Consider the following 17,565-nt stretch of genomic DNA (forward strand, 5'->3'; position numbering starts at 1 on the left):
AAATATTTAAGTTTTTCGAACATAAAAAATGCTAACCGAAGTTAGCATTTTCAAATGAATTAAAACTTAAGCTTCAACCCATTTTCCATCTTGATAAACCAATGACCATTTGGTTTGCTTGCCTTCTGGCGTTTCTGAACCAATATATTGCGCTTGGTTTTTACGGCTAAATTTCACCAGCGTTGGATTACCCTCTGGGTCTTGATCAGGTGCCTGTAAAATAAACTGATACTTTGGATCAATTTGATCTGCAACTGTACGCAACTCAGCAACTTTAGGTGCACGTGTTTCACGAACTTTCGGGAACTTACTTGCTGCTAAGAACAGACCCGCTGCACCATCACGTAATACAAAATAATCATCATGTTTGGTTGAGCGTAAATGTTCCATTTTAATCGGATCTACACGTGGTGGTGCAGGTTGACCGTTTTTCAACATTTTGCGGGTATTGTCGCAGCTTGTACATGCAAAATAAGGACCAAAACGTCCTGTTTTCAACTGCATTTCACCATCGCACTTGTCACACGGAATGGTTGGACCATCATAACCCTTGATTTTGAACTCGCCTTCTTCGAGTTCATAACCATTACAATCAGGGTTATTACCACAAATATGTAGCTTACGACCACCATCGATCACGTAGCTATCCATTGCTGTACTACAGACTGGACAGCGTTTTTTCGACATTAAATCAGCTGTTTCAGCACCATCATCATCAGATAAAACTGCGAGTGATTCAACTGGTGTGAGATTTAGAGTACCTTTGCAGCGTTCTTTTGGTGGCAAGTTATAGCCTGAACAACCAAGAAATACGCCTGTCGTTCCTGTGCGGATCTGCATAGGACGCTCACACTCTTTACAGTGCACTGCTTCCACTTCCACAGGTAAATTACGGCGCATGCCGTTTTCACCTTGTGCAGTCGTTAATCGTTTTTTGAAATCGCTATAGAAACTGTCTAATAGTTCTTTCCAATTACTTTCACCATCTGCAACCTTATCTAACTGCCCTTCTAAATCCGCTGTAAATGCGTAATTCATGAGGTTGTTAAAATTCTCATCCAAACGATCAGTGACAATTTCACCCATCTTTTCAGCGAATAGACGACGGTTATCTAACTTGACATAACCACGATCTTGAATGGTTGAAATAATTGCAGCATAAGTCGATGGACGACCAATCCCACGTTTTTCTAACTCTTTCACTAAAGAAGCTTCAGTAAAACGTGCTGGTGGCTTGGTAAAATGTTGTGACGGATCAAGTTTTTCTAACTTGAGAATTTCCCCAACTTTTACAGCAGGAAGTAATACATCATCATCTGATTTGTTTTGACCACGAACTTTGGTAAAACCATCAAAAACTAAAGTACGACCTTTGGCTTTGAGTTCAACGCCATTGGCATCGACTAAAATGGTCGAAGACAAATATTCTGCTGGTGTCATCTGACAAGCAACGAATTGACGCCAAATCAAATCATAAAGGCGCTGAGCATCACGCTCTACACCCACAAGCTGATCACCTGATAAACTCACAGTAGATGGTCGAATGGCTTCATGCGCTTCTTGAGCACCTGCTTTATTGCCATAACGATTGGCTTTTGCAGGTAAGTATTTTTCACCATATTCAGTTTGAATATGATCACGCACCATGCTCACAGCATCATCACTTAAAAAAGTCGAGTCTGTACGCATATAAGTGATAAAACCTGCCTCATACAAACGCTGTGCCAACATCATGGTTTTCTTCACAGAAAAACCTAAACGTGTGCTCGCTGCTTGTTGCAATGTCGACGTAATATAAGGCGCGCTTGGATTTACCTTCGTTGGCTTGTCTTCACGTGTTGCAACTTTGTATTCAGCTTGTTTTAAAATACTTAATAAAGCATCTGTTTGTACTTTATTTTTTAATTTTAAGGTTTTACCGTTTTGTTTGACTGCTTCTAAGCGAATGTCATCGCTCGAAGATTTCGTGTCTGCAAAAACTTGCCAATATTCTTCAGGAATAAAGGCACGAATCTCACGCTCACGCTCAACAACCAGTTTGACTGCAACGGACTGTACACGACCTGCTGACAAACCACGTGCAATTTTTTCCCAAAGTAATGGTGACACCATAAAGCCCACTACACGATCAAGGAAGCGACGTGCTTGTTGAGCATTAACTTTATTCGTATCTAAGCGAGAAGGGTGTTTAAATGCATCCTGAATGGCATTTTTAGTGATTTCATTGAAGACTACACGTTGATAACGTGAATCATCACCGCCTATCACCTCTTTTAAATGCCAAGCAATCGCTTCCCCTTCTCTATCCATATCCGTTGCAAGATAAATTTCGTCAACCTGAGAGGCTAGTTTTTTGAGTTCAGCAACAACATGTTCTTTTCCAGGAAGTACCTCATACTGTGCCTTCCAGTCATGCTCTGGATCGACACCCATACGATTAACCAATGCTGTTTGTGCTTTTTCAGCCTTCTGCGCATCTGTTAATTTAGTACGTGTAACAGGTTTTTTTTCTGCTGTTTTGCTTGAGCCACCTGTTGGCAAATCACGTACATGACCTACCGATGACTTCACAATGTAATTTGAGCCTAAGTATTTATTGATGGTTTTCGCTTTTGCAGGCGACTCCACAATCACTAAGGCACGTTTTTTACCAGCATCAGGAGAGTCTGCTGTCGTACTTTGGTTTGTTGTGGACCGAGGAGCTTTCGCCATAATGAATCGTTTATCCTATTCTTTATAAATTAAATTTCAGCCAAAGAAAGTAAAAATGCTTTCATTTCATCTAACTGCGTTGCTCTGAGATCTGTTTCTTCATCCCAATAAAGCCCTACACAGTTGGCTTGCATATCAATAGCATAAATCCCTTTTAATGCAATGGGAAAATCATTAAATTTCTGATCACCTTGAATAGGTTTCAGTTTCTGATCTTCTACTCTGGCACGCATTAAAGGTAAGCGAGCTTCTGGTATTAACACACTATAGTAAGCCACCATACTGGCACGTTTTTCTGTTGCCATTGGAACTTTTGTCCAATCTGGTGCTGCCACCAAACGTGGATGTAATCCCATTTTTCGTGCTTTCTCACGCATCAAACCTAAAGCTTTTTCTCGAGGACTGACGCGCAAGCCCAAAATTGAACCCATTATGAAAATAACGATAAGGAGCGCAACCCAAAGACCAATGTGTTCCATAGTTCACCTTTTTATTCCTATATTAGAGTTGCATAAGCTGAATATAAAACGCAAGATTAAAATTTAATTTGTCTATTGAAAAGGGGCTTTTTTTCTCTTTATATCATTCATGTTAAATAATTTATTTATTATCAATAACCTTTTTACATGAACAATTTAGTATTATTGAAATAGATAATGAACGAAAATATACCCAGATTTTCTATATTTCATTCAAATCAATTTCCACAAATATAAAAATTTAACCTATAACAAAACCATGACAATCATATTTAAAAAATGCTTTTTTATGACTAAATTGCGACATTTTCAGTCTTGTAAAGGGGTGGTTTCACTAGCAAAATCATCCCATCGTTTTACTTTTTTATAAAAATTATGGATACAAAACTACTCGTAAAAATAAGTAATATTATTGGTTTAATTTCGATCATTTTATTAATGTATTGGGTTTTTAGTTTTGTTTTGATTGAAGTCTTTGGTTTAAAAGTATTTCGTCAACAAATGACAGAAACTTTTTTATTTAGCATTTTAGGTATTTTGGCACTCATGGGAGGCGCATTAATATTAAATATCATGTTAAATCTCACTCGAATTGCTGAACGTGGAGCAGAAGTAAAATATAATAAAAATACCAAAAAAATCATTGTAGGTTTAATTGCGATTTTTCCTTTACTCGCAGGTATTTTATTTACAGGTGACTACTTAAGCTCTAAGAAAAAACAAGACCTTTTTGTAAAATCTGCTGAAAATATGATCTCAACACAAAACGGACGCTTACAACAATTGAGTCAATATCAATTTTCTATTCCATACCTTTCCCAAGCTCAAAAAAATTTAGATTTCTTAGCATTATTAGACCGCTCATTTAATGAAGTTCAGGTGATTGTTCCTGACACCATTGACAAAAACCCTGTTTATTTAAGTATTAACCAATATAATACTTTTAGTTCAAATGAGATGATTTTGACACAGGAACAAGCAAATAAGCTCAATCAGAGTGAACAAACTGATAAAGATCAAGCTTTTGAAATAAAAAATAAAAATTCTATTCAAACCAATGTATGGAACAAAATCAGTGTCAATAAAAAGAGCTATGTAAAACAATTAACTTTAGCTCAGAAAGAATATCTTAACCAAGTTTTTCAGCACAATTCAAAACAGATTCGCTTTGAAGCACATGATGGTCAATATGAATTGTTTTATCCATACCACTATCAAAACAAGACCATTGTTTTGTATTTTACCGACCGACAAAACTATGGAAAACTGGGCAGTTGATGTCTAGTTTTCTAATTTAGATACATCTCATGACTATAAATTACATCGTGCCCATTCCAATAAATATAACCTTTTTCAATCAACTCTTTCAGTAATAAACGCACATCAGATTGGGGAAACATTTTTTCTAGCAAATCACGCAATGCATAAATATCTTTAGGTTTATTGGTTTTTAATTCATTCAGTTTTTGAATCACTTCCCATTGCACAGGATCAATTTTTTCAAAGTTTGTAGTGAATGAATCATCCGTATTTTGCTGTTTCTTGATTTCAGCAATCACCTGTTGAGCATCTGAACTTAGTTTTTCTAAAATATCATCAACTTTTAAGACTTTACTCTCTTGTAAAGCATCTTTACGGTCTAAATCAAGTTGCGACCATTGCTTTAAAAGTTTTTTACGGAACCACACTTGTTCATCATCTTTTTTGACAATTTTTAAATTAATCAACATACCCAATAAACGTTGTGCTTTTTCAGGCACAATCTGCAAACAATTTACAATCGAATTTTTTAACTTTTCAACTGTATTTGGCTTCCCTGTCATTTTTGCAACAGCATCACAATATTTTTTAACAAGCTGTAATGCAGGTTTATTTTTTATTGTTTCAATACTTGGAACTTGATGCTTAGATGGACTGAGCGATAAATTTTTTGATTGCACTTGAGTTAAGTTACAACTCAAATCTGAGCTTCTTAACATATCTATTAACATGTCTGCTGTTGCCATCGCTGAAATAACTTCAATTTGCGTCTCAGGCTCAAGCAAAGCTAAAAGTTGCCCCACCACAACTGCATATTCATATTCTTTTTCAGTGGTTTCTGGCACATCTAAAATCACAACTTGCCCACTGGTAATCCAAGTTGCAAGTTCAGTTAAATCATCTAAAGGAAATTCAAAATGACCTGTACAATTAAATAAATATACTGTTGGATAATGTTCAATAATATCCTGTAACACTTTGAAGGTAGGCATATTATTTTCAATATCAAGAAGGATGACTTTATTCTGCATGATCAATTTTTAACACCATAGGAATACTGCATTACACCGAGCTTTTAAATAAAGGTCAAATAAATTTAACACTTTAATTTGAAATATTAAATATTGTTTTCATCACTAAAAGTGATATAAACCAAATGATAAGTCCACTTAATAATGCGGCGGACGATTGGTCATTGGGTCAAAAGCAGCGATGCCTTCCGATAAATCTGAAGATTCAATCCGTTGGTAAATTAAGCGCATTTGCTTTTTCAAATCAGCAATTTCGGCATTTTGTCGAGCGACTTGATCATTTAATTGTTCGACTAAATCATCTAAAAATGTAATTCGCACTTGCAAATCTTCTATGGGTGCGGAAAATGGCGCCTGATCATCTAAATTTTTTTGTTTAGTCACTTTTAAGTCCTCATTTGGGATGTTTAGGAAACACTATGGCCTATATTACTTTAAGGGATGTCCAACTTGCGTTTGGTGGACCAGCCCTGCTCGATGGCGCAAACTTCAATTTAGAACGTGGCGAACGAGTCTGTTTGATTGGTCGTAACGGTGAAGGTAAGTCTACTTTACTTAAACTGATTGAGGGAAGTTTATTACCTGATGCAGGTGAGGTTTCACTACAAAATGGCATCACCATTTCCATGCTTGCGCAGGACGTTCCAATGGACTCTGGCAAAGTTGCTGACATCGTTGCTGATGGTGCAGGCGAAGCTGCTTCAGTCTTAAAAGCATATCATGAAGCGAGCGATGCTTGTGTACTTGGTGATATGGAAGCCTGTGAACGCATGGGCAATTTACAACATAAAATGGATCAACTCGATGGTTGGTCACTTGAAACCAAAGTCAATGCAATTTTGAGCAAAATGGGTTTAGACCCTGAAGCAGACTTAGCTGATTTATCGGGTGGTCGTAAACGTCGTGTCCTTTTAGCCCGTGCTTTACTGACTCAGCCAGATGTGTTGTTACTAGACGAACCAACCAACCATTTGGACGTTGAAAGTATCGAATGGTTAGAAAAATTTTTATTGGATCAAAACAATTTAACTTTACTGTTTATTTCGCATGACCGTTCATTTGTTGACAGTATTGCAACACGTATTGTTGAGTTGGATCGTGGAACTTTGCGTAGTTATGAAGGTAACTATTCACGTTATTTAGAGCTAAAAGAACAGCAAATGGAAGCCGAGGAAAAGGCAAATGCGCTGTTCGATAAAAAGCTTGCCGAAGAAGAAGTCTGGATTCGTCAAGGTATTAAAGCACGTCGTACCCGTAATGAAGGTCGTGTCCGTGCATTAAAAGCATTACGTGAAGAATCAAGAGCACGTCGCTCACAGCAAGGCAAAGTGAGTATGGCAACTCAGGATGCCAACCGCTCAGGTAAAGTGGTCTTTGAGATTGAAAATCTCAGCGTTACTTTTGGCGATAATGCACCGATCATCAAAGATTTCTCGACCTTGGTCTTGCGTGGTGATCGTATTGGCTTAGTCGGTGATAATGGTGTCGGCAAAACCACCCTGATTAAAGCCATTTTAGGTGAGCAAGAACATACAGGGAATGTTAAAACAGGGACACAGCTTGAAGTTGCCTATTTTGACCAACTCCGTAATGCGCTTGACTTGGAAAAATCAGTCAAAGATAACGTATCAGAAGGTTCTGACCATGTGGATGTAAATGGTTCACGTCGTCATATCTATAGTTATTTACAAGACTTTTTATTCTCACCTGAACGTGCCCGCACACCTGTAAAAGCGTTGTCTGGTGGTGAACGTAACCGTATTCTTTTGGCTAAGCTTTTACTCAAACCATCCAACCTGATTGTGATGGATGAGCCAACCAATGACTTGGATATGGTAACACTTGAGCTACTTGAAGAAATGCTCGGTGGTTATAAAGGCACATTGCTCCTCATCTCGCATGACCGTGCCTTTATGGACAATGTCGTGACCTCGACTTGGGTCTTTGATGGTAAAGGCAATATTGATGAATACATCGGTGGTTATCAGGACTATCTTGAACAGCGTCCTGACCAAACCGTTGTGGATCAAAAGAGTGCAGTGAAAAAAGCCGCAGCAAAAGCTGAAGCAGCAGCGCAAACCACGCAACCGAAAAAAGTAAAGTTAAGCTATAAAGACCAACGTGCTTTAGAGCAACTTCCTGCTGAAATGGAAGCATTGGAAAAAGAGCAAGCTGAAATTAATGCACAACTTGCAGATGGTTCACTGTTTGTTTCTGACAATGCCAAAGCCATGAAATTATCAAATCGCTTAACGGAAATTGATGATGAATTGCTTGAAAAAATGGAACGTTGGGAAGAACTTGAAGAAATGAGCAAAGGTTAATTTTTTCGGTTTCGCTCCTGAATTAAAAACTCCGCTTCGTGCTCATGCTGATCAGTTAAGTATTTTTAAATCCTCCCCCAACCCTCCTTTTTCAAAGGAGGGAGCTTTCCATTACTAAAAATGACTTTAGTTATTGGAAGTTCCCCTCTTTTCCCTTACGCCATATATGGCTTAGGGTTAGGGGAGATTTTTAGAACTTTATCCAATAATTTTACTTAATTGATGGGTATTACCGCTTCGTGCGGAGTTTTTACATTCATGTTCTGATTTTTCAAAATGAACAACACGATATTTTCATTTTTTGATGCGCTAAAAATGCTCATGGTATTTTTAAAATCTTATTTTCTGTCATTTTTTGTGCATTTATTTAGGTACATGAATGGATAAAAATAGTGCTTAAATTTACTCTCCTCAATCACCACATAAAAATATTGCATTAATATTCAAATCCTTAATTAAAATAAAATATCATTCAAACATTTGGCATCTATTTTGCAAAACATCTGACAAACACAAAATTAAAATACAGGAGTGTTTGCGATGCATAACCCATCTACAACAGATACTTTTGAGGATAAAGCCACATCCTCAGCTGCAAATGAAACATTGGAAGACTACACATTACGTTATGCACCACATAGTTTTCGTCGTTGGAGTCCTAAAGTTGTTGCGATTACTGCATTAGGTGGTATTGCCTATTTGGCTGATTTTTCAATTGGTGCAAGTATTGGCATGACGTACGGTACAACCAATGCTGTCATGTCGATCATCTTCGCTGCGATCATTATTTTCCTGACAGGTATTCCGCTTGCCTATTATGCCGCTCGCTACAATATTGATTTAGATTTGATTACTCGTGGTGCAGGTTTTGGCTACATTGGTTCAGTGTTGACGAGTATTATTTTTGCAAGTTTTACCTTTATTTTCTTTGCACTTGAAGGTTCAATCATGGCACAAGGTTTATTGCTTGGGCTTGGTATTCCACTTTGGGCAGGTTATCTGATTTCTACAGTGATGGTCATTCCTCTTGTGATTTATGGCATGAAAGCACTGAGTAAATTACAAGTATGGACCACGCCGATTTGGTTAATTTTGATGATTGGACCTGTGGCATATTTAATTCATAAAGAACCAAGTTTGGTCAGCTCTTTTACCACCTATACAGGTACAAGCGGTTATGCACCTATGGACATGGCAGCGATTATGTTGGGTGCAGGGATTTGTTTGTCGCTGATTATGCAAATTGGTGAACAAATTGATTATTTGCGCTTTATGCCTGCAAAAACCAAAGAAAATAGTAAATCTTGGTGGATTGCTGTGATTTCAGCAGGTCCAGGTTGGGTGATTTTGGGTGCAATTAAACAAATCATTGGTGCATTTTTAGGTTTTTATTTACTGACAAAAATTCCGGGTGTCAATGCAACTGAGCCTGTACAACAGTTCAATGCAGCTTTTCATGATATGTTACCGGGTTGGTTGGCGCTGTCTTTAGCCGTGATTTTGGTGGTGATTTCACAAATTAAAATTAATGTGACCAATGCTTATTCGGGTTCTTTGGCTTGGACAAGTGCATATACCCGCATCAGTAAACATTATCCTGGACGCATCGTTTTTGTCATTGTCAATCTTGTCATTGCGCTCGCATTGATGGAAGGCAACATGTTTGCGGTCTTAGGTAAAATTTTAGGTTTCTATTCTAACTTTGCCATTGCTTGGGTGGTTGTGGTTGCAACGGATATTGCCATCAATAAATATGTTCTCAAACTGTCACCGAAAGAGCCTGAGTATCGTCGTGACATGTTATATAACGTTAACCCTGTCGGAATGGTTGCATTCCTTGCTGCTGCTGGTCTATCGATTGCTGCATTCTTTGGCTTGTTTGGGGATTTCCTTGCTGCCTATTCTCCATTGATTGCCTTGGTTGTAGCATTTGTACTGACTCCTGTAATGGGCTTAATCACCCAAGGAAAATACTACATTAAGTCTGAAAATGATGGCATTAAAGAGCCACGTTATGATGCTGAAGGTACACCTGTTGCCACGGTTTATCATTGTGTGTCATGTCATGAAAATTATGAACGTCCTGATATTATGTATTCACATCAACATAATGGCGTGATCTGTTCATTGTGTAAAACTATGGAAAAATAATAAAACTAAAAATGGTTGCATTAAATTTAAGGCTTCATATGAAGCCTTATTTTTGTGGTGTTTTAAAATAAAGTACTTACAAAAGTCAAAAACAAGAAATGATTGATAGAAAAATCAATATTGAAAGTTTCTTCTTTTATGCCATATATAGCTCAAGGATGAGGAGTAATACCATTCTATAAAAATAAAATAATATAAGTTCTAAATTTGGCACAGCCCCATTTATATTGAAAAATTTTGATTATTTTGCGTAGGCGATGCCTCACTTTTGAAGGATCAAAAGTGACAAAAATCCTTTGTTGGACAAAGGGGACTCCTGTCACCCTTGCCCAACGGCGACATCCATGTCGCCACGCGATAGCACCATTGTTTTTAAAGAAAAATCAACTAAAATATATTAAGTCAATTTAGCAGTTTTTATAATTTCAATAGGTTAAGTATTTTTATATAAAATGATCAGACACAAAAAATCCCACATTTTCATGCAAGATTTTTACACCGTCAAAACTTTCTGCACTTCAAGCCAAACCGATCAACGCAACAATTGCTGCAAAAAAACCCACGATTTTTTTGCCATGTGGAATATAGTCAGCAATCACTTTCCCCAACAGTAAACCCACAGCATAAATCAGTGACATTGCCACCACCATACCTGTAACCAAGCCTACGACATGCCCTGCACCACCCAGTTCAGCACCATGCGCAACGCCATGAAAAGTGACTAACATCGCCGTTGCCACAGGTAAAATCATGTTTGACTTCGACCATAATGCAATCGCAACCACCATCAGCGAAGCCACAATGCCATATTCTGCAAATGCCTCAGGTATCCAATGTGCTGCCCCAATTGCAAAGCCAACGACCAAAGCCAAGACCATACTGATCATGCCGATCGCATTCCATTTTTTAGCAGCCGAATAAAACAAAACCCCCAAAGCAATCGCCATCATCATATGGTCAAGCCCTGTGAATGGATGTGTAAATCCTGCTGCAAAACCTGAGTGAGTTTGATCATGCCCGGGATGTGCCATGGCAAAAACAGGACTCAAGGATAAGAAAAATAAAATACTTTTTTGCCCAAATTTTGTCATTTTCATCGCTCCTCAGGCTTTAAATAAACCTTGTTTTTCAATAAATAAAATAATCTCAGCTAAACCATCTTCAGTTTTCATATTGGAAAAAATAAAAGGTTTTTCGCCACGCATGCGTTTTGTATCCTGATCCATCACCTCAAGATTTGCACCCACCATTGGCGCTAAATCTGTCTTGTTAATAATTAATAAATCTGACTTAGTAATGCCCGGTCCACCTTTACGAGGAATCTTTTCACCCCCTGCAACATCAATCACATAAAGGGTTAAATCGGATAGCTCAGGGCTAAAAGTTGCAGCTAAATTATCACCACCACTTTCAATAATAATCAGCTCCAAACCCTCAAACTTTTCACATAAATCATCAATTGCAGCAAGGTTAATTGAAGCATCCTCACGAATCGCAGTATGTGGACAACCGCCTGTTTCCACCCCCACAATACGATCAGGTGACATGGCTTCATTGCGGGTTAAAAAGTTAGAATCTTCTTTGGTATAAATATCATTGGTGACCACTGCCATATTATATTTGTCACGTAATGCACGACATAAATTTAAGGTCAATGCCGTTTTACCTGATCCGACAGGACCACCAATTCCAACACGTAATGGGCTACGTTCTGACATGATTTTTTCCTTTATTTTGTGTGAATACTAAAGTTAAATGTTGTTGATTTAAGAACGGAATAATCTTGAATATTGCGTTTCATGTTGCATGCTGAGCATGGCGTACTGTGGCAAACTGCTACTCATTTCATCATCCTGTAGCGCCATTGCCTTCTCTACCGCAGCAGGAACCAAGCCATGCAAATGCCATAAAATCCGTTGACCGCTCATTTGACCCAATGGAATGGTTTTAACCGCAGCTAAGACCTGATTTTCCAAAACAGAAAAACTATAAGCGGTTAAAACATCAGCCTCGTTTAAGCCCAAACGACCACAGAGCTGTGCATAGACAGGCACAAAACCAAACTGTTTTTTCACGGTGACATCAAGTAAAAGGACATCTTTGATCCATGCATTTAAGGAAAATGCTAACTGTTGTGACTCAGCCAAGAGCTCCTTACTTTCACGACTCGCCCGATATAAATGCGCCCAATATAAAAATTCATTTTCCTGTGAAAAATACTGCATTAACCGTTGCAAAATAGGTAGCTCAAAACGAAGCAACAGCATTTCCAAAACATCTTCAAAATAGGCTTTGCTGCTGTTTTCATCATAAATCAAGCCTTTTTCAATCGCACTTTCCACACCTTGTGAATAACAATAAGCACCCACAGGTAAAGCGGTTGAAGAAAGCGTTAAGAGCTTGAGTAGTTGCGCGGCATTAATGGACATGGTGTAAAGACTTAATCGGGCTTAAACGATGACTTTCTGCTTTCGATAAACGCTCATGACTGTGTGCATGTTGCGCATAAGCACCACTTTCAGGCTCAAAGGGATGATGAACCTCTGTGACAACCAAACCTAAGCCCTGCACCATTTCCGCAAGCACATGATCAGGCTCAAAATACAAAGCAGTCGGTGTCAACATCAGTGGGACATGCCGATTGCCCAAGTGATATGCCGCTTTTAACAGCTCAAAATCTGTCTTTGCCGTAACTTGCATCAAATGTTCAGCTTTGGCATTGACCTTTAAAATCTCGCCTTGCTCGGTAGCAATCAATGCGCCACTTCTTAAAATGCCTGTACGTGGTAAATCCACGCCAATATCATCGCCATTGTCCAAAGTGGCACGAAAACGACTTTTTTGACGAGTGTCGAAAGTCAGAGCAACCGTTTCAAATGCCTCTTCAGTTTGCATCTGCTCCAATCGTTGGGTAAATATTTTCATCAGCATCCTACTTATAAATAAAAAATTCTGTATTTTTAATGGGTTGATGTAACATATTGTGGCGAAATGCTTGCATTAATTCGGCTGAAACTGCCTGTGGTTCAGTCATTAACATTTGAAATAACTGTAAAAATTGACCATGACTAAAAATCATCAAGTTTTGATCTAAATAACGTTGTTGTTCTCGATCAAGAAATGTGAATAAAGCTTTAACTCTTTGATATAAATCTCGAAAAGATTCAGCATCCGAGGCATCAACATAGTCCACATCCGCCAAATGCCAATAAGCATCTACCCACGGTTTGCGCTGTGATAAGGTTGTACCTCTGCATTTCACATCAGAAAGATAAGAAAATTCTTCAATCGGCAAAATTTCCGCTGTTAACTGATCCCGATCAAGCAAGGGTTGAGCCGTTTGTAAGGTTCTTAAAAAGGGTGAAATAATGACATGATCAGCCTTTGGCAACTGTGCTAAAAGCTGTTGTGCCTGTAAATGCCCCAATTCAGTCAGTGCAATACTTGCGTGTGATTCTGTTTGACCATCAACATTTCCCACACTTTCTGCATGTCGAATCAAATAAATTGCCATCAAACCCGTCCCTTAAAATAAAAAATAGCGTTGTGCCATCGGTAACACTTCGGCAGGTTCACAGGTCAAATGTACCCCATCAGCTTTCACTTCATAAGTTTCAGGATGAACCTCCATCACAGGACAATAATCATTATGCTTCATGTCCTTTTTGGTGATTTTTCGAGTATTTTTTGATGGGGAAATGATCTTTTTAAGCTGTAATTTTTCTGCCACACCTGCATCAATTGCCACTTGTGAAAGAAAAGTAATACAGGTGTTATGTACACCACGCGGAAAAGCCCCAAACATTGGACGGTAATGCACAGGTTGAGGGGTTGGAATCGATGCATTGATATCGCCCATTGGTGCGGCTGCAATCATGCCACCTTTAATGATCATGGACGGTTTAACGCCAAAAAATGCAGGCTTCCACAACACCAAATCTGCCAATTTCCCTTCTTCAACCGAACCGACTTCATGACTTAACCCATGGGTAATGGCAGGATTAATGGTATATTTGGCGATATAACGCTTCACCCGTTGATTATCACAATGCGGTGAATCCCCTTGCAATGCGCCACGTTGCACTTTCATTTTATGGGCAGTTTGCCACGTCCGAATGATCACTTCGCCAACCCGACCCATCGCTTGCGAATCCGATGACATCATCGAAATTGCACCTAAGTCTTGTAAAATATCTTCTGCGGCAATGGTTTCACGACGGATTCGACTTTCAGCAAAAGCCACATCTTCGGAAATAGCAGGGTCTAAATGGTGGCAAACCATCAGCATATCCAAATGCTCATCAATGGTATTGACCGTATAAGGACGGGTTGGATTGGTTGAAGATGGCAATACATTGTCCTGACCAATCGCTTTTAAAATATCAGGTGCATGCCCACCACCTGCACCCTCAGTATGATAGGTGTGAATGGTTCTATTTTTAAATGCAGCAAGCGTTTCTTCCAAAAAACCACTTTCATTTAAAGTGTCGGTATGAATCGCCACTTGCACATCATATTCATCTGCAACACTCAAACAATTGTCAATTGCTGCAGGTGTCGAGCCCCAATCTTCATGCAGTTTAAGCCCGACCACGCCTGCTTTGATTTGTTCTGCAATCGGTTCAGGTTGACTCAGATTCCCTTTACCCAACAGCCCAATATTCATTGGTAAATCATCAATCGCTTGTAACATGGTGGCAATATGCCAAGGTCCCGGAGTAACCGTAGTTGCCGATGTTCCTGCCGCAGGACCTGTTCCACCACCAATCATGGTCGTCGTTCCTGCCATTAACGCAGTTTCCACTTGTTGCGGGCAAATCCAATGGATATGCGTATCAATTGCCCCTGCGGTCAAAATCTGCCCTTCACCTGCAATGACCTCGGTTGCTGCACCTAAAGGAATGCTAATATTGGGTTGAATATCAGGATTACCTGCCTTGCCAATTTTCCAAATTCGACCATTTTTCAGACCGATATCGGCTTTGATAATGCCCCACCAATCCACAATCAACGCATTGGTAATGACGGTATCTGCAACTTCATCTGCCAAAAGTTGTGACTGTCCCATGCCATCACGGATGACTTTGCCACCACCAAATTTTACTTCTTCGCCGTAAGTGGTCAGGTCTTGTTCCACTTGTATAAATAACTCGGTATCAGCTAAACGGACACGATCTCCAACCGTAGGACCAAACATTTCTGCATAAGCACGACGTGATATTTTCATGGTTGAATACCTTAATTTCGTGGATGTTTTAAATTATGTACCTGACACATCATCAAGTTTTCCCATGACTCGTCCTGCAAAACCATACACTTCACGCTTGCCTGCCAATGCCACCAATTCAATACGACGACTTTGCCCCGGCTCAAAACGAATGGCTGTCCCTGCCGCAATATTGAGGCGATAACCTTTGGTTTGCTCGCGGTCAAACTGCAAAGCATCATTGGCTTCATAAAAATGAAAATGCGAACCGACTTGAATCGGACGATCTCCCATATTTGCCACATTGATACTTAAGGTTTTGCGTCCCACATTGAGTTCAATCTCTGCTTCAGGGGTAATGACTTCACCGGGAATCATGTGTTGCTCCTTATTACAGAATGGGTTGATGAACAGTCACCAACTTTGAACCATCAGGAAAAGTGGCTTCGACCTGAACTTCAGCAATCATATCTGCCACCCCATCCATCACATCATCTTGTGTGAGTAATGTGGTGCCATAATGCATGAGTTCACTCACAGTCATCCCATCACGTGCGCCTTCTAAAAGTGCCGCAGAAATAAATGCAATCGCTTCAGGATAATTGAGTTTTAAACCGCGAGCCTTGCGACGCTCTGCCACCAAGCCTGAGGTAAAAATCAATAATTTGTCTTTTTCTGTGGGATTAAGTTCCATAACATTTTCCTGTTTTTCTAATCCATGCAAAAATCGTGCTCATTTTTCTAATCACGATGATCTAAAATATAGCGTTTGAGTTCTAAACCCTGCGTACAGGCAGGATCTGACTTGCCATAAACACAACTCATAATCAGTGCATCTAACGCTTTATCATAGGTTTCTTTCGAGTTATCATTCTTAATTAACTCAGCTGCATACATTGTGCAGCCCCAAGGATCATTCCAACGGCATGATTTTTCAAATGTCCTTGTAATACATTGTTTTCGCTCTAAGCTTAATGTGTCCATAAACGTCATTGCACCCGCTGCTCGATTGGTACATGCCGATGCGACACCTAATTCACAGCCTCTTTGAAATAATTGCTCAGCAGATTGTGCTTGATGCGCTTGCTGTAAATTCAATGCTGTAAAATAACAAGCATACCCTTGATCATACTCACATTTTTTATAGCATGCTAAAGTGTTTTTCTGACAATATGCAGCCAAAATAGTATCGTCTTGTAAGAGTTTGGCTTTTTTATTGGGTGATGTATCCGCTGGACATCGCTCTAAATTATTTATAAATATCGGATTTTTTGACATATCTTGTTTGATTTCGAAAATGTCATTTTCAGGCATCGCATAACAGAACAAAGGCATTAAACAACAAAATAATATTAATATTTTCACTAACTTATCTTTTTAAGGTTGTATTTTTTAATCAGTTTATCGAGATATTCATCACATTACCATCTAAAAACTAAATCATATTTAAAAAACTAAGTCCGCCAAATTCTTGGAAATTCTTCATCTAAATCAAACCAATAGCGTCTAAGTCTTGCCCGAATGGCAGCAAAAGCGTCGTGGCATTGTCGAACATCCTGTCCTAAATAACGCGCACAAATGACATCACCTAAAATAGTCAAGGTCACAGGTGTATTCATCCGCATAATCAACTCTCGGATCAAATCAATGTGTTCATCCAAATGCATATTTGCACGAAATTTCTCAGGAGGCACAGCCCAAAAACTGCCCATCACAGCACAACCATTCATACCTAAACAAGAACTCAACCAACGATCATTCCCCACAAAACTCAGTGAGTCTGCAACTAAAAGTGTTTGATTTCGATAAAGTTTAAAATGATTTTGATAACGCCCCTGTTCAAATTTTTCTTGTTGTGCCTGACGCCCCAAGACCAACAAATCCCAACCGATAAAACTTGCTGTCGGATCTAAATGAACAATCGTTTCAGAATTGGCATTTGCACCATTAAAGAGTATGGTTTCCTGTGGCAACCACTCCAATATCGCATGATTTTTGACATGAATATGAATATGCTGAAAGGCAGGCTTACCATTACTTTTGTACCATTTTCCTGCACCGGGCGTTGTAACCACGGCATGAGCATACTGCTCAACATCGATTTGAAAACTTAAGTGATCGCCCCCTGCAATGCCCGCAGGTGGATGTACAATAATGGCATGGCACACGCCTGTTTTTTCAGGCCACAGCATTTTTTGCACCCGAACAGGTCCAAAATGTTTGCGATGATGCAAAACGGTGCGCTTTTGATCACATTTAAAACCTAACTCCAATTTGGCGTACCAATATTGGGCATTATGCTGTGACGGACTCAAAACTAAATGATTCATCTCAACGGATTTTGCTGTCTTTTGATTAACTTTAAAAAATTAAGCAAAAAATGCACCAAGACTTGTCATTTA

The 17,565-nt window shown here is 39.1% G+C and carries 17 protein-coding genes; 3 read left to right on the plus strand and 14 right to left on the minus strand.

Features of this window, described 5'->3' with window-relative positions; all coding sequences use genetic code 11:
- Positions 1–66: 66 nt before the first annotated feature.
- Positions 67–2,712 (minus strand): type I DNA topoisomerase, encoded by a 2,646-nt coding sequence (gene topA / locus C9E89_RS02175; protein ID WP_107006806.1) that lies wholly within the window; start codon positions 2,710–2,712, stop codon positions 67–69.
- Between the two features lie 29 nt (positions 2,713–2,741).
- Complete coding sequence (locus C9E89_RS02180) at positions 2,742–3,191, minus strand: hypothetical protein (RefSeq protein WP_107006807.1); 450 nt, start codon at positions 3,189–3,191, stop codon at positions 2,742–2,744.
- Positions 3,192–3,566: 375 nt separating this feature from the next.
- Here C9E89_RS02180 and C9E89_RS02185 point away from each other — a divergent pair, with 375 nt between their 5' ends.
- On the plus strand, positions 3,567–4,469 hold the full coding sequence (locus tag C9E89_RS02185; protein ID WP_107006808.1) for a peptidase: 903 nt from the start codon (positions 3,567–3,569) through the stop codon (positions 4,467–4,469).
- 11 nt (positions 4,470–4,480) lie between these two features.
- Here C9E89_RS02185 and C9E89_RS02190 read toward each other — a convergent pair whose 3' ends face one another.
- Together C9E89_RS02190 and C9E89_RS02195 are read right to left on the minus strand one after the other, a co-directional pair.
- Positions 4,481–5,482, minus strand: a complete 1,002-nt coding sequence (locus tag C9E89_RS02190) for a hypothetical protein (protein WP_107006809.1) — start codon at positions 5,480–5,482, stop codon at positions 4,481–4,483.
- Between the two features lie 138 nt (positions 5,483–5,620).
- The gene (locus C9E89_RS02195) at positions 5,621–5,866 is read right to left on the minus strand and encodes a SlyX family protein (protein ID WP_107006810.1); all 246 of its coding nucleotides are present in this window, start codon (positions 5,864–5,866) and stop codon (positions 5,621–5,623) included.
- A gap of 35 nt (positions 5,867–5,901) precedes the next feature.
- Between C9E89_RS02195 and C9E89_RS02200 the strand changes: the two genes are divergently transcribed.
- Positions 5,902–7,806, plus strand: a complete 1,905-nt coding sequence (locus C9E89_RS02200) for an ATP-binding cassette domain-containing protein (RefSeq protein ID WP_107006811.1) — start codon at positions 5,902–5,904, stop codon at positions 7,804–7,806.
- Between the two features lie 540 nt (positions 7,807–8,346).
- Positions 8,347–9,957: a purine-cytosine permease family protein gene (locus C9E89_RS02205; RefSeq protein WP_107006812.1), complete on the plus strand. Its 1,611-nt coding sequence runs from the start codon at positions 8,347–8,349 to the stop codon at positions 9,955–9,957.
- Positions 9,958–10,475: 518 nt separating this feature from the next.
- On the opposite strand, the gene C9E89_RS02210 is transcribed toward C9E89_RS02205, so the two are convergent.
- The 10 genes from C9E89_RS02210 to C9E89_RS02255 form a co-directional block, all read right to left on the minus strand.
- Positions 10,476–11,048 carry a HupE/UreJ family protein gene (locus tag C9E89_RS02210; protein WP_107006813.1) on the minus strand — a complete coding sequence of 191 codons (573 nt, stop codon included), beginning with the start codon at positions 11,046–11,048 and terminating at the stop codon, positions 10,476–10,478.
- A 12-nt stretch (positions 11,049–11,060) separates the two neighbouring features.
- A complete protein-coding gene (ureG, locus tag C9E89_RS02215; RefSeq protein WP_107006814.1) occupies positions 11,061–11,675 on the minus strand; it encodes an urease accessory protein UreG in 615 nt (204 codons plus the stop codon).
- A 48-nt stretch (positions 11,676–11,723) separates the two neighbouring features.
- Positions 11,724–12,386: an urease accessory protein UreF gene (locus tag C9E89_RS02220; protein ID WP_107006815.1), complete on the minus strand. Its 663-nt coding sequence runs from the start codon at positions 12,384–12,386 to the stop codon at positions 11,724–11,726.
- Positions 12,376–12,882, minus strand: a complete 507-nt coding sequence (ureE, locus tag C9E89_RS02225) for an urease accessory protein UreE (RefSeq protein WP_107006816.1) — start codon at positions 12,880–12,882, stop codon at positions 12,376–12,378. Before ureE ends, C9E89_RS02220 begins: the two co-directional genes overlap by 11 nt.
- Before the next feature lie 7 nt (positions 12,883–12,889).
- Positions 12,890–13,471: a histidine phosphatase family protein gene (locus C9E89_RS02230; protein WP_107006817.1), complete on the minus strand. Its 582-nt coding sequence runs from the start codon at positions 13,469–13,471 to the stop codon at positions 12,890–12,892.
- Between the two features lie 12 nt (positions 13,472–13,483).
- On the minus strand, positions 13,484–15,184 hold the full coding sequence (ureC, locus tag C9E89_RS02235; RefSeq protein WP_107006818.1) for an urease subunit alpha: 1,701 nt from the start codon (positions 15,182–15,184) through the stop codon (positions 13,484–13,486).
- Between the two features lie 33 nt (positions 15,185–15,217).
- Positions 15,218–15,541 (minus strand): urease subunit beta, encoded by a 324-nt coding sequence (locus C9E89_RS23735; protein WP_107006819.1) that lies wholly within the window; start codon positions 15,539–15,541, stop codon positions 15,218–15,220.
- 13 nt (positions 15,542–15,554) lie between these two features.
- The gene (gene ureA / locus C9E89_RS02245; protein ID WP_107006820.1) at positions 15,555–15,857 is read right to left on the minus strand and encodes an urease subunit gamma; all 303 of its coding nucleotides are present in this window, start codon (positions 15,855–15,857) and stop codon (positions 15,555–15,557) included.
- Positions 15,858–15,904: 47 nt separating this feature from the next.
- Complete coding sequence (locus C9E89_RS02250; protein WP_147305707.1) at positions 15,905–16,528, minus strand: hypothetical protein; 624 nt, start codon at positions 16,526–16,528, stop codon at positions 15,905–15,907.
- Positions 16,529–16,617: 89 nt separating this feature from the next.
- Positions 16,618–17,493 carry an urease accessory protein UreD gene (locus C9E89_RS02255; RefSeq protein WP_107006822.1) on the minus strand — a complete coding sequence of 292 codons (876 nt, stop codon included), beginning with the start codon at positions 17,491–17,493 and terminating at the stop codon, positions 16,618–16,620.
- Between the last annotated feature and the right edge of the window lie 72 nt (positions 17,494–17,565).

The sequence above is a fragment of the Acinetobacter sichuanensis genome, assembly GCF_003024515.2.
In the GTDB taxonomy this organism is placed as follows: Bacteria; Pseudomonadota; Gammaproteobacteria; order Pseudomonadales; family Moraxellaceae; genus Acinetobacter; species Acinetobacter sichuanensis.